18 protein-coding genes are annotated in these 18,364 nt (G+C 38.5%); 16 read left to right on the top strand and 2 right to left on the bottom strand.

What is annotated here, in order from left to right; translation table 11 throughout:
• Positions 1 to 92: 92 nt before the first annotated feature.
• The 13 genes from GVV22_RS02545 to xerA all read left to right on the top strand — a co-directional run bounded on the left by GVV22_RS02545 (position 93) and on the right by xerA (position 13,540).
• Complete coding sequence (locus tag GVV22_RS02545; protein ID WP_159648607.1) at positions 93 to 1,832, top strand: septation ring formation regulator EzrA; 1,740 nt, start codon at positions 93 to 95, stop codon at positions 1,830 to 1,832.
• Complete coding sequence (locus GVV22_RS02540) at positions 1,813 to 2,961, top strand: cysteine desulfurase family protein (RefSeq protein ID WP_159648710.1); 1,149 nt, start codon at positions 1,813 to 1,815, stop codon at positions 2,959 to 2,961. Before GVV22_RS02545 ends, GVV22_RS02540 begins: the two co-directional genes overlap by 20 nt.
• Positions 2,948 to 4,159: a tRNA uracil 4-sulfurtransferase ThiI gene (gene thiI, locus GVV22_RS02535; RefSeq protein WP_159648606.1), complete on the top strand. Its 1,212-nt coding sequence runs from the start codon at positions 2,948 to 2,950 to the stop codon at positions 4,157 to 4,159. The genes GVV22_RS02540 and thiI overlap by 14 nt, the downstream gene beginning before the upstream one ends.
• Positions 4,160 to 4,179: 20 nt before the next feature.
• Positions 4,180 to 5,478, top strand: coding sequence for a signal recognition particle protein (gene ffh / locus GVV22_RS02530; RefSeq protein ID WP_159648605.1), 1,299 nt, complete (start codon positions 4,180 to 4,182; stop codon positions 5,476 to 5,478).
• A 133-nt stretch (positions 5,479 to 5,611) separates the two neighbouring features.
• A complete protein-coding gene (locus tag GVV22_RS02525) occupies positions 5,612 to 6,019 on the top strand; it encodes a pyridoxamine 5'-phosphate oxidase family protein (protein ID WP_159648604.1) in 408 nt (135 codons plus the stop codon).
• 144 nt (positions 6,020 to 6,163) lie between these two features.
• Positions 6,164 to 6,511 (top strand): 50S ribosomal protein L19, encoded by a 348-nt coding sequence (gene rplS, locus GVV22_RS02520; RefSeq protein ID WP_159638782.1) that lies wholly within the window; start codon positions 6,164 to 6,166, stop codon positions 6,509 to 6,511.
• 63 nt (positions 6,512 to 6,574) lie between these two features.
• Positions 6,575 to 7,141, top strand: coding sequence for a signal peptidase I (lepB, locus tag GVV22_RS02515; protein ID WP_159640187.1), 567 nt, complete (start codon positions 6,575 to 6,577; stop codon positions 7,139 to 7,141).
• 5 nt (positions 7,142 to 7,146) lie between these two features.
• Positions 7,147 to 7,986, top strand: coding sequence for a ribosome biogenesis GTPase YlqF (ylqF, locus tag GVV22_RS02510; RefSeq protein ID WP_159648603.1), 840 nt, complete (start codon positions 7,147 to 7,149; stop codon positions 7,984 to 7,986).
• On the top strand, positions 7,971 to 8,585 hold the full coding sequence (locus GVV22_RS02505; RefSeq protein WP_159648602.1) for a ribonuclease HII: 615 nt from the start codon (positions 7,971 to 7,973) through the stop codon (positions 8,583 to 8,585). The genes ylqF and GVV22_RS02505 overlap by 16 nt, the downstream gene beginning before the upstream one ends.
• Before the next feature lie 41 nt (positions 8,586 to 8,626).
• A complete protein-coding gene (gene dprA, locus GVV22_RS02500) occupies positions 8,627 to 9,355 on the top strand; it encodes a DNA-processing protein DprA (protein ID WP_159648601.1) in 729 nt (242 codons plus the stop codon).
• A 16-nt stretch (positions 9,356 to 9,371) separates the two neighbouring features.
• On the top strand, positions 9,372 to 11,402 hold the full coding sequence (gene topA / locus GVV22_RS02495) for a type I DNA topoisomerase (RefSeq protein WP_159648600.1): 2,031 nt from the start codon (positions 9,372 to 9,374) through the stop codon (positions 11,400 to 11,402).
• Positions 11,383 to 12,672, top strand: a complete 1,290-nt coding sequence (trmFO, locus tag GVV22_RS02490) for a methylenetetrahydrofolate--tRNA-(uracil(54)-C(5))-methyltransferase (FADH(2)-oxidizing) TrmFO (RefSeq protein ID WP_159648599.1) — start codon at positions 11,383 to 11,385, stop codon at positions 12,670 to 12,672. The genes topA and trmFO overlap by 20 nt, the downstream gene beginning before the upstream one ends.
• 7 nt (positions 12,673 to 12,679) lie before the next feature.
• Positions 12,680 to 13,540, top strand: coding sequence for a site-specific tyrosine recombinase/integron integrase (gene xerA, locus GVV22_RS02485; RefSeq protein WP_236261908.1), 861 nt, complete (start codon positions 12,680 to 12,682; stop codon positions 13,538 to 13,540).
• A 213-nt stretch (positions 13,541 to 13,753) separates the two neighbouring features.
• Here the strand turns inward: xerA and GVV22_RS02480 are convergent, their stop codons facing one another.
• Positions 13,754 to 14,188: a MarR family winged helix-turn-helix transcriptional regulator gene (locus tag GVV22_RS02480; RefSeq protein WP_159640199.1), complete on the bottom strand. Its 435-nt coding sequence runs from the start codon at positions 14,186 to 14,188 to the stop codon at positions 13,754 to 13,756.
• Positions 14,189 to 14,209: 21 nt separating this feature from the next.
• On the bottom strand, positions 14,210 to 14,755 hold the full coding sequence (locus GVV22_RS02475) for an NADPH-dependent FMN reductase (RefSeq protein WP_159648597.1): 546 nt from the start codon (positions 14,753 to 14,755) through the stop codon (positions 14,210 to 14,212).
• Positions 14,756 to 14,971: 216 nt separating this feature from the next.
• Between GVV22_RS02475 and hrcA the strand changes: the two genes are divergently transcribed.
• From hrcA to dnaK, 3 genes are read left to right on the top strand one after another with little or no spacing between them, the layout of a single operon-like run.
• Positions 14,972 to 16,006: a heat-inducible transcriptional repressor HrcA gene (hrcA, locus tag GVV22_RS02470; RefSeq protein WP_159638764.1), complete on the top strand. Its 1,035-nt coding sequence runs from the start codon at positions 14,972 to 14,974 to the stop codon at positions 16,004 to 16,006.
• A complete protein-coding gene (gene grpE / locus GVV22_RS02465) occupies positions 15,987 to 16,526 on the top strand; it encodes a nucleotide exchange factor GrpE (RefSeq protein WP_159648596.1) in 540 nt (179 codons plus the stop codon). The genes hrcA and grpE overlap by 20 nt, the downstream gene beginning before the upstream one ends.
• A gap of 15 nt (positions 16,527 to 16,541) precedes the next feature.
• On the top strand, positions 16,542 to 18,344 hold the full coding sequence (gene dnaK, locus GVV22_RS02460; RefSeq protein WP_159648595.1) for a molecular chaperone DnaK: 1,803 nt from the start codon (positions 16,542 to 16,544) through the stop codon (positions 18,342 to 18,344).
• The last annotated feature ends 20 nt before the right edge of the window (positions 18,345 to 18,364 follow it).

Below are 18,364 nucleotides of genomic sequence, written 5' to 3'. Positions count from 1 at the left end.
CTTACTAATATACAAAAGATAGCGGTAAAAGTCAATCAAGGACTTACCAAGAAACACTAAAATATGATACAATGTCACAAAGAGGTGGACCTATGAACTTACAATCTATTCCGAGTTTTATAATTGAATACAAAGTGCCAATTGCAATTGTAGTTGTTGTGATTGTCATTATGGTATTTTTTATATCGAGATCAAACAAAAAACGACGATTAAGAAAGCAATTTGATGCCCTAGAAGTTCGCTACAATGAACTTATGAGTATTCCAGTTCTTTTCAAGATTAACAAAGCAACTGGGCTCGCAAAATTAAACCCAGAGGTTGAAAATAAAGTGATTGAGTGTAAGGATCTTTTCAACCAAATTAACCGCCAACAAGAAGTGGTGACACAACTCTTGGCAGATACTGAAGATGCATTAGCATACGGGAAGCTAAAAGACGCAAAATACTACTTGGCTGATTTAGAAGAAACGATTACAGAATCATTAGAACAAACCGAAACCTTAAACAAAGAACTTGAATCACTGTTGGAACAAGAGACACAACAACGTCTTGAAATTACAAATCTCAAAGAACGCTTTAGAGGAATCAAACAACAAGCAAATGATCAATCTGCAGTTTTAGGTGATGCATATGGGCAGATAGAAGTACAAATTCGCGATATTGAGCATGCCTTTTCAGTTTTTGAAGAATGGATGTACGCATCGGACTTCCAAAAAGCAAAAGATGTTAGTGATGAAACAAAAGAAAGTGTGGATGATTTAGAAGCACGAATTAAAACGATTCCGAAACTGTACGAAGTTGCCAAAGGATACATTCCTCAATTATTAGATGAAGTATCAAAATTGTACCAAGGGGTACGTCAATCGGGTATCTATGTTGATCACTTGGAAGTTCCCAAAAATATTGGTGTTCTCAGTGAAATTCTTAAAGATGACTTAATTGGGATTCGCGAAGGGAATATTTCAAAATCAAAAGAGAGCTTGATTGAAAGTCAAAAACGTTTGGAACAGTTAGGGATTGCAATCCAAAAAGAAGAAAAGGCACATACAGAACTCCAAGGCGTTTCAGAGGAGTTATTCACGACACTTGAATATCTAGTGGAAGCTGTTAAAGATATCAAAACTGACGCTGAAAAAGTTGAAGTACGTTTCGGCTTCGAAGGATATGTAGCCCAAGTTGAAGAGTATGCTGCAATTATTGAAAGACAAGACGAAATGCGTGCAAAAATCATGCGAATGATTCAAGAAGAAAAAATTCCAGCAACAACAATCCTTATTTCAGTCAATGAATTAGGGCAAGATGTTTCCATCTTCCGCGGTGAATTTGATAAACTCGTTGAGAAGGTCGAACAAGCCAATGCAGATGAATTACGCGCAGAGCGTCAATTAATGAAGTTATACCTTATTATTAATGATGTTCAAGTTCGCATGAAAAAACGCTCGTTACCAATGATTTCTGAATCATACCGAGAAGATGTCGAAAAAGCACAACTTTATACGCGTCAAATTTCCGATATCTTAAAACACGACATGATTGAAGTCGAAACATTGAACAAAACAGTCGATGAAGCCATTGATTATACATATAAGCTCCACAACAACGTTAACAATTTAGTTGGTGCAGTTGATATGTGTGAAAATGCTATTGTTTATGCAAACAAATTCCGTGCCTTTGTGCCAGATATTGACGCTGAATTAACGCGTGCAGAACTCGCGTTCAACAATGGTGAGTACACCCAAGCACTCACAACTGTAATCAATGCAATTGATAAATACAGACCCAACACAGCTTATGAGGAGATGATTCGTGACAATGCAAAAAGCGCACGATAAACCAATTTATTTAGATTACGCAAGTACCACCCCAACGCGTCCTGAAATTGCTCAAGATGCATTTAAGATTATGAACGAATACTACGAAAACGCTGACTCACTGCATTTTGGGGGTCAGCGTGTTTCTGACTTAGTGACTGTATCACGCAACACACTCGCTAACCAGTTAGGAGTCTTACCGCAAGAGGTTATCTTCACATCAGGGGCGAGCGAGTCAAACAGTGCTGCGATTAAAGGGATAGCACTCGCGAACCAACATATTGGTAAACATATTATTACAACTCAAGTCGAACACAGCTCAACCATGGGTGCTGTAGCACAACTTCGAGATTATTTTGGTTATACAGTGGATTATCTCCATGTTGATGATCAAGGGAATATCAGCTTTGATGAACTTCGCGAGAAACTACGCAAGGATACCGTTCTTGTTGCTGTGATTGCGATTAATAATGAAGTAGGTGCTATAACCGACGTTCAAGCCCTTGCAAAACTCGTGAAGAAAGAATCCAATGCATTTGTTCACATTGACGGAGTGCAAGCCTTAGCACGTCATGATTTTGAAATGACTCAGATTGATTCTGTCGCTTACTCCGCACATAAAATCTACGGATTAAAAGGTAGTGGACTATGGCTGAAACGATCGAATGTTCATGCACTTCCACTTATTAATGGTGGGCAGCAACAATATGGTGTTCGTGGTGGTACCATCGATAATACTGCGGCAATACTTTGGGCGAAGACCTTACGTCTCGCACGAGAGGACAATGTGAAAGCTCTGCCAAAGATTGAAAAAATGCAAAAATACTTGTATGATACTTTCGAAAACATGGAAGGCGTTGTTATTAACTCATCCTATGAAGGTTCGCCTTACATTTTTAACGTATCAATACTGAATGTTGGATCGGAAATTATGATGAATGGATTAAATTCCGCAGGATTCGCGGTATCTGCACAAAGTACATGTAACTCAAAATCACTGGCTCCCTCACATGTTTTAAAAGCCATGGGGAAAAGTGACACCGCTGCATTAAGTAGTATTCGAATCAGTTTATCCCATTTAACGACAATGGAAGAGTTAGAAAAAGTCGTTCAAGAAATTTTGGAGATTAAGAAATATGTCAACCACTAATTATGAATTTATCGTTTGCCGCTATGGTGAACTTTCAACAAAAGGGAAAAACCGCCGCAACTTTACAGCACAACTCGTTCGTAACGTTCGCGCACAATTAAAAGCTTTCCCAACACTTGAATTTAAAGAAACATATGATCGCTTGTATATCACACTTCATGAAGAAGACGGTTTAGCGGTCAGTGAAGAGCTGAAACATGTATTTGGACTCAGTTCGTTTTCACTAGCAATTAAAGTTGAGCGTGATCTAGAAGTTATTGCCCAACTTGCAACCGAACTCATTCAACAAGAAAGTGGATCAACATTTAAAGTCCTTGCGCGTCGTCACGATAAAAACTACGAACATGTTTCCGATGTTATAAATCGTCATGTTGCGACGCGTATACTACAAAATACAGACTATAAAGTAGATGTTAAAAATCCTGATATCGGAATTATTGTAGAGATTCGTAACGATGCTGCTTACATTATGATGGGTAAAATTGAAGGCGCTGGTGGTTATCCGGTCGGTATTCAAGGAAAAGTCATGTTGATGCTTTCAGGTGGAATTGACTCACCAGTCGCGGGATATCTTATGATGAAACGCGGTGTTACACTTGAAGCGGTCCACTTTGCGTCACCGCCATACACATCACAAGAAGCTCAGAAAAAAGTCATTGATCTTGCACAAAAACTTACAAACTATCAAGCATCGATTAAAGTACATGTTGTGCCATTCACAGATATTCAACTCGAAATCTATAAAAAAGTACCAGAAAGCTACGCAATCACAATGATGCGTCGATATATGCTTCGCATCGGAGAACGTCTTGCGAATGAGCGTCATGCATTAGCAATTGCTAATGGGGAGAGTTTAGGTCAAGTTGCCTCACAAACACTTCACAGCATGAAGGAAATCACAAATATCAGCACATTACCAATTCTTCGACCCTTAATTACTTATGATAAGGTTGAAATTATTGATCTTTCGCGTAAAATTGATACATATGAGACATCAATCCTTCCGTTTGAAGATTGCTGTACAATATTTACACCAACAAAACCAACAACGAAACCCAATCCACGAAAAGTTGAACTCTTTGAGTCTAAACTTGTGATTGAAGATCTCATTGATCAAGCAATGGAAAATATTGAAGTAATCGAAGTGACGAAAGCGATGGCTGAAGCTACAGCAGAAGTTACAGACTCATTCTTATAATTTATTAATAGGAGGCAATTATGGCATTTGATAATCTGACAAATCGTCTACAAGATACATTTAAAAACTTAACGGGTAAGGGAAAACTTACAGAAAAAAACATCGCGGACGCATTAAGCGAAATTCGTATTTCACTACTTGAAGCTGATGTAAGTTTGGAAGTTATTAATGAACTTTTAGACTATACACGTAAAGAAGCAATGGGGATGAAAGTTGTTCGTGATGTTGATCCATCACAAATGTTCATCAAAATTGTTAATGACAAATTAGTTGAAATTTTAGGTGAAGAACACCAAGGGTTAGCATTTACTCGTAAACCTGGCGTTATGATGATGGTTGGTCTTCAAGGTTCTGGTAAGACAACAAGTATTGCTAAGATAGCGCGTGAACTCAAAGTCAAAGAAGACAAAAAAGTGTTATTGGTTGCAGCAGACCTTGCACGTCCGGCAGCTATTGAACAATTGAAGATTCTTGGTGAACGTATTGGTGTTGAGGTTTTTGCTAAAGAAAACAGCACACCAGTTGAAGTGGTAACGGACGCATTAAGTTATGGAAAAGATTTCGATGCTATCCTTATTGATACCGCAGGTCGACTCCAAATTGACGAAGCACTGATGCAACAATTAGTTGATATCCAAGCACTTGCGAAACCTGAGGAAATTCTTTTAAGTGTTGATGCAATGTCTGGGCAAGATGTTATTCATGTTGCGAACGGCTTTAAATCAAAACTAAATCTAACAGGATTAGTTGCGACAAAATTTGATGGTGACTCGCGTGGTGGATCAATCCTTTCTGTTCGATACATGACCCAAGTTCCCGTAAAATACGTTGGGGTTGGTGAAGGCATCGAAGAACTTGAAGCATTCCACCCCGATAGAACTGCATCCCGTATCTTGGGAATGGGTGATATCGTTTCACTTGTTGAAAAAGCGCAAGAAAAAATGGATATTGAAGCAAGTGAGAAGTCAGCGGAACGAATGATGAATGGTCAGTTCACGCTTGATGACATGTTGATTCAGTTACAGCAAGTTTCAAAAATGGGTCCCATTTCAGGATTGTTAAAAATGCTTCCAGGGGCAAACCAAATGGCAAATCAAATTGATGATGATGATGCGTCAAAGGGCATGAAAAAAACTGAAGCTATGATTCAAAGTATGACGAAAGAAGAGCGAAATGATCCAACGATTATTCGTTCCGGTCGTAAACACCGTATTGCCAAAGGATCTGGGGTAACAACAACAGATGTTAACCGATTGCTAAGTCAATACGATAAAATGAAAAAACAAATGCGTATGTTCTCCCGCATGATGGGAAAATAATAATACATAATAGAAAAGTATCCCGAAGGATACTTTTCTATTAAAGAATGAGACTCATACGACAATGAAATCTTAAATTGCAAAGTAAGTCTAATTGCTATATCATTTAACTAGTAATCATTTTGGAGGGACTATGAATAAACATATAGACGCACTTATCACAAGACAAGAAAATGCATTCTTAACATCTATCGATGACGCTGGTTATCCAACTGTAAAAGTTGTGAGATCTCCTCGTAAACGTGATGGATTAAAGACGATGTATTTTACAACACACAATAATACACAGATGGTGAAATCATACGAGGCGAATCAACAGGCAATGGTCTATTTTATGGATGAAGCACGTTTTCAAACGGCATCATTCTATGGGACAATGACTGTCGAAACAGATCCAACAATTATTCAAGAACTTATGGAGACAGAGAATGCTCCTGTGTTTGCGAAAGGGATTGATCCCAAAACGTACTGTGTGCTTCGCTTTACTGCTGATAAAGTCAAATTTTTCAGTAATATGACGACAGAAGTTATTGATTTATAATATACTACGTATAATGCAATAAAAATGCGGATTATCTTGCATTATTACAGTAGATGTGTTAAATTATTAAAGCATTCATGCACTCTGGTTCCGCTGATCTCGGATTTATGAGCCAGTTTAAGATACAGAAAAAGGAGAATCGAAATGGGATTAAATTTAGTAAATGAAATTACAAAATCTCAAATGCGTACAGATATCCCTGAATTCCGTTCAGGTGTAACAGTTCGTGTTGACGTGCGTATCCAAGAAGGTGGAAAAACACGTATCCAAGCTTTTGAAGGGGTTGTTATCAAACGTACAGGAAGCGGAATCGCTGAAATGTTCACAGTTCGTAAAATGTCTTCAGGTGTTGGAGTTGAACGTACATTCCCAGTACACTCACCAATTATCGACAGCGTAACAGTATTACGTCGTGGTAAAGTTCGTCGTAGTAAACTATACTACCTACGTGAGCGTTCAGGTAAATCAGCACGTCTTAAAGAAATTCGTTAAGAAGTTCGCTAATAGCCGTATTTATACGGCTTTTTCTTTATTGTTTCCAAAGGAGTCACAACTATGCGAGAAAAACAAGATGATAAATTTTTACTCTTAATCAAAGATTTTATTAAGAGTTTAATAATTAGTTTAATTGCTGTCTTTATCATTACACAGTTTATTGCGAGACCAGTTCGTGTTGAGGGATTATCTATGTATCCAACCCTTAACGATAACGAATTTGGATTTTCTAATGTGATTGGTTTGAAAGTTTCGGATATTGAACGATTTGATGTAGTTGTCGTTCACATGGAAGAAAAAAATAGAAACATCGTAAAGCGCGTTATCGGACTTCCAGGCGAGAAAATTCGTTATGAAAAAGATGTATTGTATGTCAATGACGTTGCAGTTGAAGAACCGTTTTTGGATAACCCGTTTAAACAAAAATGGGTTGAAGATAACGATCTTGTGTTTACTGCGGACGAACCGGAATTTATTGTTCCAGAAGGACATTACTTTGTGCTCGGAGATAACCGCCGTAACTCGTCTGATTCACGTCAGTATGGTGCGTTTGCGTATGAAGAAATCATAAGTAAGGGTGTGTTTGTATTCTTACCCTTAAATAAACTACGCCCAGTAGGAAGGTAGATAATATGTCACAAGTTCATTGGTATCCAGGACATATGGCAAAAGCCATGCGTCTTATCGAAGAACAATTAAAAGTGGTTGATTTTGTCATTGAGTGTCGTGATGCACGAGCACCAATGTCAACCCGAAATCCAGCTTTATCATACTCAATTGGACAAAAGAAACGTCTCATTGTTTTAACTAAGAAAGATTTAGCTGAGCCCCGAGAAACTGAAAAATGGGTAAAGCATCTTGAAGATGAAGGTCATGAGGTATTGGTGGTCAATGTACTACAAGATGATGTTAAAAAACTCATGGTTGAAAAAACAGATATCGTGATGGCAGAAAAGCGTCAACGGGATGAGCGTCGTGGCATTCGTCCTCGCCCAGCAAGAGCATTGATCGTAGGTGTTCCGAATGTTGGAAAATCCAGTATCATTAATAAAATTGCGTCACGAAAAGCCGCGGGTGTTGAAAATCGTCCAGGTGTGACTCAAGCACTAAAACTCATTAAAGTAACCGAACAACTTGAGTTAGTCGATACTCCGGGTGTTTTATGGCCGAAATTTGAGTCTGAGACAATGGGTATTCATTGTGCACTCATTGGATCAATTAAAGAAACAGGATATCCAATTGAACTCGTTACTAATTACGCACGCGATTACTTCTTACACGAAAATCGTGAGGTATTAATTGAGCGATACAATATGAAAGATTTTGATATTATGACATTCTATCCTCAAATTGGAATTCATCGTGGATATATCAAAGAAGGTGGCGATGTAGAGTTAGATCGAACTCGTAGCACGTTCTTGAGTGATATTCAAAATGGAAAACTGGGACGGATAACATGGGATCGCTTATAGCCGAGTTTGAAAACATACTGTGGCAAGAAAATCATAGTGTGTGTGGAATTGATGAAGCTGGACGTGGTCCGATGGCGGGTCCTTGTGTAGTTGCTGGTGTCGTATTTCCTCAAGGCTATTACCATGCTGATATTAATGATTCAAAAAAATTATCGCCTAAGAAGCGTGATGAACTCGTCTCATTAATTAAAGAACATGCTCTGTGGTACAAAGTTATAGTGGTTGATGTTGATCAGATTGATTTGCACAATATTTATCGAGCAACACAAATAGCAATGGAAGAAATTGCGAACTCTGCACCGGCAAGCTATGTCTTGACGGATGCAATGCCCCTTTTAGATTCTCGACAACCATTCGAATCTATTGTAAAAGGAGACGCGCGTTCCATGTCAATTGCTGCCGCTAGTGTCCTCGCTAAAACGCATCGAGATGCATTAATGGTTGAACTTGACCGAATGTATCCAGAATATGGCTTTGCTAAACACAAGGGCTATGGTACGAAAGCACATCGTGAAGCCATCTTAAAGTATGGACGCACGAAACACCATCGTAAAACATTTAAGTTTAAAGATGAGGATCAAATATCACTGGATATTTAGGACTTATCTTTTTTTATAACTATTTGTTATAGGTGATAGTTATGAGAAATTACATAAAAAATGTTGCAATTTTTTGCAAAGGTGATTATGCTAAAATGCACCGGCATCTCCTTGAAAAGAAGCCTGTAGCCACTTATCCGTGTGTAGATACGTATTTGACGATTGTAGATCCAGCCTATCCGAAACGTCTGTTGGAGTTAGACCAACCGCCATTCATATTGTTTTATCAAGGTGATGTGAGTTTATTGAACAGTTCGTGTGTTGGTGTTGTTGGCAGCCGTAAACCCTCTTCATATGCTATTCAAGCAACGTATGAAGCGGTTTCGGTACTTCGAGAACACTACACGATTGTTTCGGGTTTAGCGTATGGCATTGATGTATGTGCCCATCTTAGCGCGATACGTCATCATACAATTGCGGTAGTAGCATGTGGTTTGGATAGATGTTATCCCATTGCTCATCGTGAGATCTTCAATCAAATAGGAAAGCATCATCTCATTATTTCGGAGTATCCTAGAGGTGTGAATCCTGAGCGGTATCATTTTCCATTTCGGAATCGTATAATCGCAAGTTTAAGTAAATGTATATACATTATGAGTGCGCGTCAAAAAAGTGGTACAATGGGTACTGTTGACATTGCGTTATCATTAAATCGCGAAATTGTCGTCCTTCCACATCCAATTCATGATGAATCTGGGAGCGGTTGTAACCAACTCATACAAGAAGGTGCGACGGTATTGACAAATATTAAAGAATTACCCAATATATAAATAAGGAGTGACAACTATGAAAAATCTGGTAATTGTTGAGTCACCATCAAAATCAAAAACGATAGAAAAATATTTGGGAAATGACTTTGAAGTCGTTTCATCAAAGGGACATATTCGTGATCTTGCCACACGTGGTAAAGATGGTTTAGGTGTCGATTTTGAAAATGAGTTTGAACCAACATACAAAATTAGTAAAGACAAAAAAGATGTCGTTAAAGAATTAAAAGCAAAAGTAAAAAAAGTAGATAATGTTTATCTCGCAACTGACCCCGATCGTGAAGGGGAAGCCATTTCATGGCATTTGGCAGATGAATTGGGAATTGACACGGATTTAACCAATCGTGTTGTTTTTAATGAAATCACAAAAGATGCAGTTCTAAGTGCTTTTGAAAAGCCACGTAAAATCGATATGGACTTAGTCAAATCACAGGAAACGCGTCGTATCCTTGATCGAATTATCGGTTTTAAACTTTCGAAATTACTTCAATCAAAAATTAAGAGTAAAAGTGCTGGTCGTGTCCAATCGGTTGCTTTAAAACTGATTGTCGATCGTGAAAAAGAAATCGATGCATTTATTCCTGAAGAGTACTGGTCAGTCTTGGCGTTCTTTGAGAATCAAGAATACCTTATTGAAACGAGTGCTGAACGATATAAAGGAAAAAAACTCGAAATAAAAAATGCTGAAGCGGCTCAAGTCGTATATGATGCAGTTCAAGGCGAATTTACGATTACAAAACTTGAGAAAAAAGAGCGTAAGAAAGATTCGAAATTACCATTTATTACATCAACGTTGCAACAAGAGGCTTCAACGCGACTTGGTTTTGCAGCAAAGAAAACGATGCGTGTTGCGCAAAAACTCTATGAGGGAATTCAAATGGGATCAGAAGCAGAAGGTTTGATTACTTATATGCGTACCGACTCAACCCGTCTTAGCGACTCATTTGTTTCTGATGCCAAAGCATATATCTTAAAAACACATGGCAAAGAATACGTCGGTAAATACCGTGAAGGTAAAAAGAATGATAATGCACAAGATGCCCATGAGGCAATCCGTCCAACAAGCATTGATCGTACACCAGAATCCGTAAAACAATATCTAACACCTGACGAGTACAAATTATATCGCTTTATCTATTATCGTGCTGTTGCATCACTCATGTCGGCTGCGAAATATGATGCGGTAAGTGTTGTTTTCAGTCAAAATAATTACGATTTTAATGGTAGTGGGTCCACGTTAAAATTTGACGGTTACCTCAAAGTTTATGATTACGAGAAGAGTACCGATAAAATGCTTGGTGAATTGGATGAAGCGAAAACCTATAAAGCTCGTAACATCGAACAAAACCAACACTTTACACAACCACCATCCCGCTATACTGAAGCACGTCTCATTAAAGAACTTGAGGAATTAGGCATTGGCCGTCCAAGTACTTATTCAATGATTCTTGATACTATAGTTTATCGCGCTTATGCGACATTTGGTGCGGTTTCTGAGACATCGCGTACGAAAGTATTCAAACCTACAGAACAAGGTGTTTTAACCAATGATAGCCTTCAGTCACATTTCTCTGAAGTGATTAATGTTCACTATACGGCGGAAATGGAAAGTGAATTGGATCAAATCGCAGATGGAGATATGAATAATATCGAAGCACTTCAACGATTTGTTGATAAATTCTATCCATTGCTTGCTGAAGCTGATGAAAAAATGGAAAAAGTTGAAGTCGAAAAAGTCGGTGAAGTATGTCCTCTAGATGGTGGAGAGCTTGTCTACCGTTTTGGACGTTATGGCAAATTTATTGCTTGTGCGAATTTCCCAGAATGCCGCTATAACCGTGCATTGGAGCAAGAAAGTCGTCCGGAACCAGAAAAAACGGGTGAACAATGTCCAGAATGTGGTAGTGATTTGGTTAAACGCAAGAGTCGTTATGGAACTTGGTTTGTAGGATGTTCATCATTCCCTAAATGTCGTTACATTCAACCAAATGAAAATAGTAAGAAAAAAACAAAGAAAAAAGAGGCAGAAGATGAAACAAGCGCAAGTTAGAGTTATTGGAGCAGGGTTAGCGGGGAGTGAAGCAGCATATCAATTAGCGAAACGTGGATATCATGTTGAACTCGTTGAAATGCGACCTGTTAAAATGACACCTGCGCACGTTACTCACAACTTTGCGGAGCTTGTATGCTCAAACTCATTTCGCTCCGACGACATCACAAATGCTGTGGGATTATTGAAACAAGAAATGAGAATGCTTGATAGTCTAATTATGCGTATGGGTGAGCAGCATAAGCTTCCTGCGGGAAGTGCCCTCGCCGTTGACCGTGTTGGATTCAGTGAAGCAGTATCTGAGGCAATTCGAACAATGGATAATATCCAAATCATAAATCAAGAAGTTGTAGCACTCGATGATGTTCCAACAATTGTAGCTACTGGTCCCTTAACCTCGGATACATTTTCGGAATACTTAATGAACTATTTGGGACACAGTGAATTACATTTTTATGATGCAATAGCGCCTATTGTATCGGTAGAAGGCATTAACTTTGATATTGCATATCGTAAATCACGATATGACAAAGGGGATGGGCAAGATTATATTAACTGTCCAATGACGCGTGATGAGTTTGATGCATTTTATCGTGCAATTCTTGAGTCGGAAGAAGCAGCGGCCCGTGATTTCGAAGACATTAAAGTATTTGAAGGGTGTATGCCAGTTGAAGTTATGGCTCGTCGTGGCATTAAAACGATGCTATTTGGTCCACTCAAACCAGTTGGTCTTGAGAAACCAGATGGAACACGTCCTTATGCCGTGGTTCAATTGCGTCAGGATAATGCTGCGGGTTCTCTCTATAACTTAGTAGGATTTCAAACGCGCCTCAAGTGGAGTGATCAGAAACGAATTATCCAAATGATTCCTGGCCTCGAAAATGCTGAGATTGTACGTTATGGTGTAATGCATCGAAATACATTTATTAAATCACCACTAATCCTTAATAAACACTTTCAAACACTAAAACGTGAATCCTTGTTCTTCGCAGGACAAATCAGTGGTGTCGAAGGGTATGTGGAATCGGCGGCAAGCGGGTTATATGCAGCCTTGAATATGATGCATTACCTTGAAGGTAAAGAACTAATTAATTTATCCACTGAAACTGTTATGGGTTCGATGGCACAGTATATTGCGAGTGCGAATCCGAATCATTTCCAACCTATGAATGCTAACTTTGGTCTTTTAGGGAACCGACTTAAAGATCGTGAAGCGATGGCAGTTCGTAGTCAGGAACATATGAATCGTTTACTTGAACAATTACCTTGATGAATTTTTGAGACACATTGCGCTGACAAACACATCTTCGGATCATACGACGGATGCCTATCACCGTGATGTGTCTCAATTTTTAGAATTTATCGGTTCAGATTACGATGTACTAAATTTACCCCAAGAAGTTGCGTATGGATTTCTGAGTGAACTATACGAAGGTGGTCTTTCATCAGCAAGTGTTGCGCGAAAGGTTTCAAGCCTGCGTTCATTTTTAAAATTCTTACAACTTAACTATGGTGCTTTAAACAATCCGTTTACACTAATTAAAGTTAAATCAAGAAGTCGTAAGTTGCCAGACTTTCTGATGTATGATGAAATTGAGAAATTACTTTTGAGTTGCGAGAACGATGGTTTAGGTGTCCGAAATCAAATGATTATTGAAGTTATGTATGCAGCTGGGTTACGCGTCAGTGAAGCGGTCGATCTTCGTATATCAGATCTTGATTTAGGGGCACGAACAATTCGTGTTATTGGTAAAGGTAACAAAGAGCGTATCTTGTTTATCTATCCAGAACTTGTGCCAAAGCTAAGTCGATATATAGAGTTTTATAGATCGACTTTTGTTCATGACAATGTTGAACAGCTCTTTGTAAATAATTCGGGGAAACCTTTAACACCTCGGGGTATCCAGTACATTCTCGAAAAACAAGGGGAGAAAGCAGGACTGCGGAAAAAAGTCCATCCCCATATGCTAAGACATAGTTTTGCGACCCATTTATTGGATAATGGTGCAAGCCTTCGTGTTGTACAAGAATTACTCGGACATGAATCGTTGAGTACAACTCAAATTTATACTCATGTATCAATTCAAAAAATCCGTGAAGCGTATGATGAGGCAATGAAACAATTGCCACTCACATAATCTAACATTGTGCTATCGTTTTACTAACACATTGCATGTGTATACTCGTAGATGTAAGAGATAATACGTCTTACTAAGTATGAATATTTCTTCTCCTATCAGAAATAACATGCATACACATATTCTTTCCCCAAAAATATGAAAAAAACACTGTGTCCCCAACATAGTGTTTTTTTTTTTTTGTATATAAAAAACCTCTTGATAAGAAGAGGTTTAAAGTGTTTGATTTTTCGAGTCTAGCATCGCAATGACGTCATCCAATGCATTTTGAATATTTGCAAGGTCACATGGTTTTTGTTCAATGCCTGCAAAAGCTTGTTTGACCGCACTGTGTTTGCAAATTGTATTTGCGATACTCTCGGATAACGCGAGATGAACTTTGCGTTTATCGTCAAGATCTTCCTGACGTGTGATTATATCCCGCTCTACAAGATTTTGTACAATTTTGGAAACAGCACTTTTCTTCATGCCTAAGCGACTGTAGAGACTGGTTAAATCTGTATCAGGGTGAACTGCAAGATCCATCAGCACAAGGTACTCTGAGGTATTGTAGCCCAATAATCTTGCCTGCTCGTTTAAGTTATTATTCATCATTTGGTGAATGACAAGTAATTTATCATAAATAATAGAAAGATCGTTGGTGTCCATAATTACCCCCTTATTTTATAATTAACGTATGGCCTTAAAAGCTTTAGCCCAAAGAAGGACTTGATCAAACATTTTCTCAGCATTAACAGCATGGTAGTCATGTGGTTTAAACACTGACATGTTTTCAAAGTCAGCCATTAATGAGAATGTTACCATTGTTCGTACTGAAGCCATTTCTTGTTCAGCTGCGACTAAGCGAAGTGTCTGAATTGCAGATAATCCGCCGAGTCCGCCATAAGCAACATATCCGACTGGTTTATTGTGTACTTCTGGATGTAAATAGTCAAGTGCATTTTTTAATGCTCCAGGAACTGCACGATTGTATTCTGCAGTAATAATAACATATCCGTCGAATGAAGCGATCTTTGATGACCAATTTTGGATTGCTTGTCCCTGAGCTTCTGTGGGTTGTGTTCCTAAAAGTGGTAGGTCATAATCTTTAAGGTCAACGAGTTCATATGTAACATTTTCGTCAGAACGAGTTGCAGCATAATCCATTACCCATTTTCCTACGGCTTCGCCATTGCGTCCTTCGCGAACGCTTCCTAAAATAACTCCGATATTCATAGTGTGTACCTCCTGTTAGTTTTTGTATCACGAACTATGTAAGTAGTGTAATTCAAAAATAGTCCACTTTTCAACTAACTTGCTCACAATAATTCTTATCATCATGATTTCACACAAAAAAAAGGAAGTTTTAGCACTTTGGCGTTGACACTGCTAAACTCGTGTACTATAATAATAACAGGCACAGAAATGTGTGTTTAGGAGGCGAGAAATAATATGCTAACACCGCGTAAAGTAGAAATATTTAAAGCGATTGTTACGGAATTTATTAACTCAGCAGAGCCAATTGGTTCGAATACACTGATTGATAAATTCAACTTACCATACTCGTCTGCGACGATACGCAATGAAATGTCAGATCTAGAAAAAATGGGACTTATTGAAAAGACACATACATCGTCTGGAAGAGTTCCTTCGACAAAAGGTTATCGTTTCTACGTTGAACATCTCATGGAAGACCAAGAGAATGCCAGCGTTGAGCATGCGATTGCCCAAGTCTTTTCTGACCGTCGTTTAGATATCGATGAAGCCATTCGTCAAAGTAGTGATATTATCTCACATATGACCAACTTAACAGCTGTTGTGTTAGGTCCTAGTGCAGAAGCTGAAATTCTGAAAAGTGTTCAGCTAATTCCGTTGAATGAATTATCAGCGATGGCAGTCTTTGTTACAGAGACTGGACATGCAGAGAATCGAATCTTTAATTTTGAACAACAAGTTAGTATTGAAGATATCGAACAATGCACAATTATCCTTAACGAGCGCTTAAAAGGTTCACGTTTGGGTGATGTCGTTGAAAAAATGGAAAGCATTCGTCCTTTGCTAGCTGCGAAGTTACACCAATATGAGGTGCTCTTTGAGGCCTTTGTAGGTGCGTTTGTGAAGTTTGCCCAAAGTGAGGTTTACTTAAGTGGTGAACATAATATGCTCTACCAACCAGAGTTCTCAAATATTGAGAAATTGAGACAGCTCATGGCCATGTTGGAAAACAGTCAAATGTGGCAAGAACTCTCAATTAATCACGAGAATATTCGACTCCAAAAAGGAACGCATAGTGAATTAATGTGGGTCGATGATATGGCGGTTGTATCAAGCACCTTAAAACTTGGTGATGATTCTGAACACCAGTTGATGGTAGTTGGTCCAAACCGTATGGAATACGGCAGAGTCGTGTCGCTCATTGATTACGTCTCAGAATTGGTAAATGAAGTGTATGGGAAAGGTGGTCCAAATGAACGAAACGAAGAATGAAACAGTAAATGAAGAAAATTTAGAAACAGAAGCTGTAGTTGCTGAAAAAGTAGAAGAGGCAACAGAAGAGCCAACGTTAGAAGAAATCAATGAAGCATTGTTGCTTGAAATCGAAACATTAAAAAATGATTATCTTAAAACGTTTGCAGACACAGAAAATTTGAAGAAACGATTACAACGCGAACATGAACAAACACGCAAGTATCGTATTCAAAGTTTTGCGTTGAGTGTCCTCCCAGTGATTGATAACTTGGAGCGCGCTTTGAGTCAAGATACAAGTGATGAAGCCTTCCGTGAAGGTGTGAAAATGATTTATGATCAACTCATGGCTTCATTGCAAGCAGAGGGTGTTGAACCAATCGAAGCATTGAACCAACCCTTTGATCCAAATATTCATCAGGCGATGATGATGGAAGAAGTCGAAGGTGTTGAACCGAACACCGTCGTTATGGAATTACAAAAAGGTTATATGTTAAAAGATCGCATTTTACGTGCGAGTCTTGTAAAAGTGAGTCAGTAAAGGAGAATATAAATTATGAGTAAAGTAATTGGAATTGACTTAGGAACAACAAACTCAGCTGTAGCTGTCATGGAAGGCGGCGAAGCTAAAGTTATTACAAACCCAGAAGGAAATCGTACAACGCCTTCAGTCGTAAGTTTTAAAAACGGAGAGCGTATCGTTGGGGATGCTGCAAAACGTCAAGTTGTAACGAACCCAAACTCAGCAGTATCCGTTAAACGTTTAATCGGTACAGGTGAAAAAGTACATCTTGAAGGTAAAGACTATACACCTGAAGAAATCTCAGCAATGATCTTGTCATACATTAAATCATATGCAGAAGATTATCTTGGAGAAAAAGTAACAAAAGCTGTTATTACAGTACCAGCATACTTCAATGATGCTCAACGTCAAGCGACAAAAGATGCGGGACGTATTGCTGGCTTAGAAGTAGAACGTATCATTAACGAACCAACAGCTGCAGCATTAGCATTTGGTATCGATAAAACAGATATCGAACAAAAAGTATTAGTCTTTGACTTAGGTGGTGGTACCTTTGACGTTTCAATCTTAGAATTAGCAGATGGAACTTTCGAAGTATTATCAACTGCAGGTGATAACAAACTTGGTGGAGATGATTTTGACCACATTATCGTTGATCATTTAGTAGCACTTTTCAAAAAAGAAAATGGCATTGATCTTTCAAATGATAAAATGGCAATGCAACGTCTCAAAGAAGCAGCTGAAAAAGCGAAAAAAGACTTATCATCAACTGTAAATGCACAAATTTCATTACCATTTATCTCAGCTGGTGAAGCAGGACCACTCCATTTAGAAACAACATTATCACGTGCTAAATTTGAAGAAATGACAAAACACTTAGTGGAACGCACAATGATTCCTGTACGTCAAGCATTGAAAGATGCAGGATTAACACGAAATGACATTCATCAAGTTCTCTTGGTAGGTGGATCAACACGTATTCCAGCTGTCGTTGAAGCTGTTAAATCAGAACTTGGCAAAGAACCAAACAAATCAGTAAACCCTGATGAAGTTGTTGCTATGGGAGCAGCTATTCAAGGTGGTGTTATCTCAGGTGATGTAAAAGACGTCTTACTATTAGACGTAACGCCATTATCTTTAGGTATCGAAACTGCAGGTGGTGTTATGACTGCAATGATCGAACGTAACACAACGATTCCAACATCGAAATCACAAGTCTTCTCAACCTATGCGGATAATCAACCAGCGGTAGATATTAATGTCTTACAAGGTGAGCGTCCAATGGCGAAAGATAATAAATCACTTGGTTTATTTAAACTTGATGGTATTGCACCAGCACGTCGTGGTGTTCCTCAAATCGAAGTTACATTTGATATTGATGTTAACGGTATTGTTAACGTGTCAGCACTTGATAAAGGTACTAACCAAAAACAATCGATCACAATTTCAAACAGTTCAGGATTAAGCGATGAAGAAATCGATCGTATGGTTCGTGAAGCTGAAGAAAATGCTGAAGCAGATGCTAAACTTCGTGAAGAAGCAGAGCTCAAAAATCGTGCCGAACAATTTATCAACCAAATTGATCAAACATTAGAAAATGAAGATGCAAACGTTGATGAGGCACAAAAAGAAGAAGTTAAGAAACTACGTGATGAATTACAATCAGCATTAGATGAAAATGACACGGATACATTACGTGAAAAACTTGATGCGCTCGAACAAGCTGCTCAAGCAATGTCACAAGCAATGTATGAGCAACAAGCACAACAAGCAGGTGAAGCACAACCTGAAACTGATGAAACAGTCGTTGATGCTGAATTTGAAGAAAAAAATTAATGAATTTGAATACGGAGGTT

The sequence above is a fragment of the Erysipelothrix aquatica genome, assembly GCF_009828825.1.
Lineage (GTDB): Bacteria > Bacillota_I > Bacilli_A > Erysipelotrichales > Erysipelotrichaceae > Erysipelothrix > Erysipelothrix aquatica_A.
The sequence above is the reverse complement of the archived record's forward strand: the minus strand, read 5'-3'. Positions and strand labels throughout refer to the sequence as shown.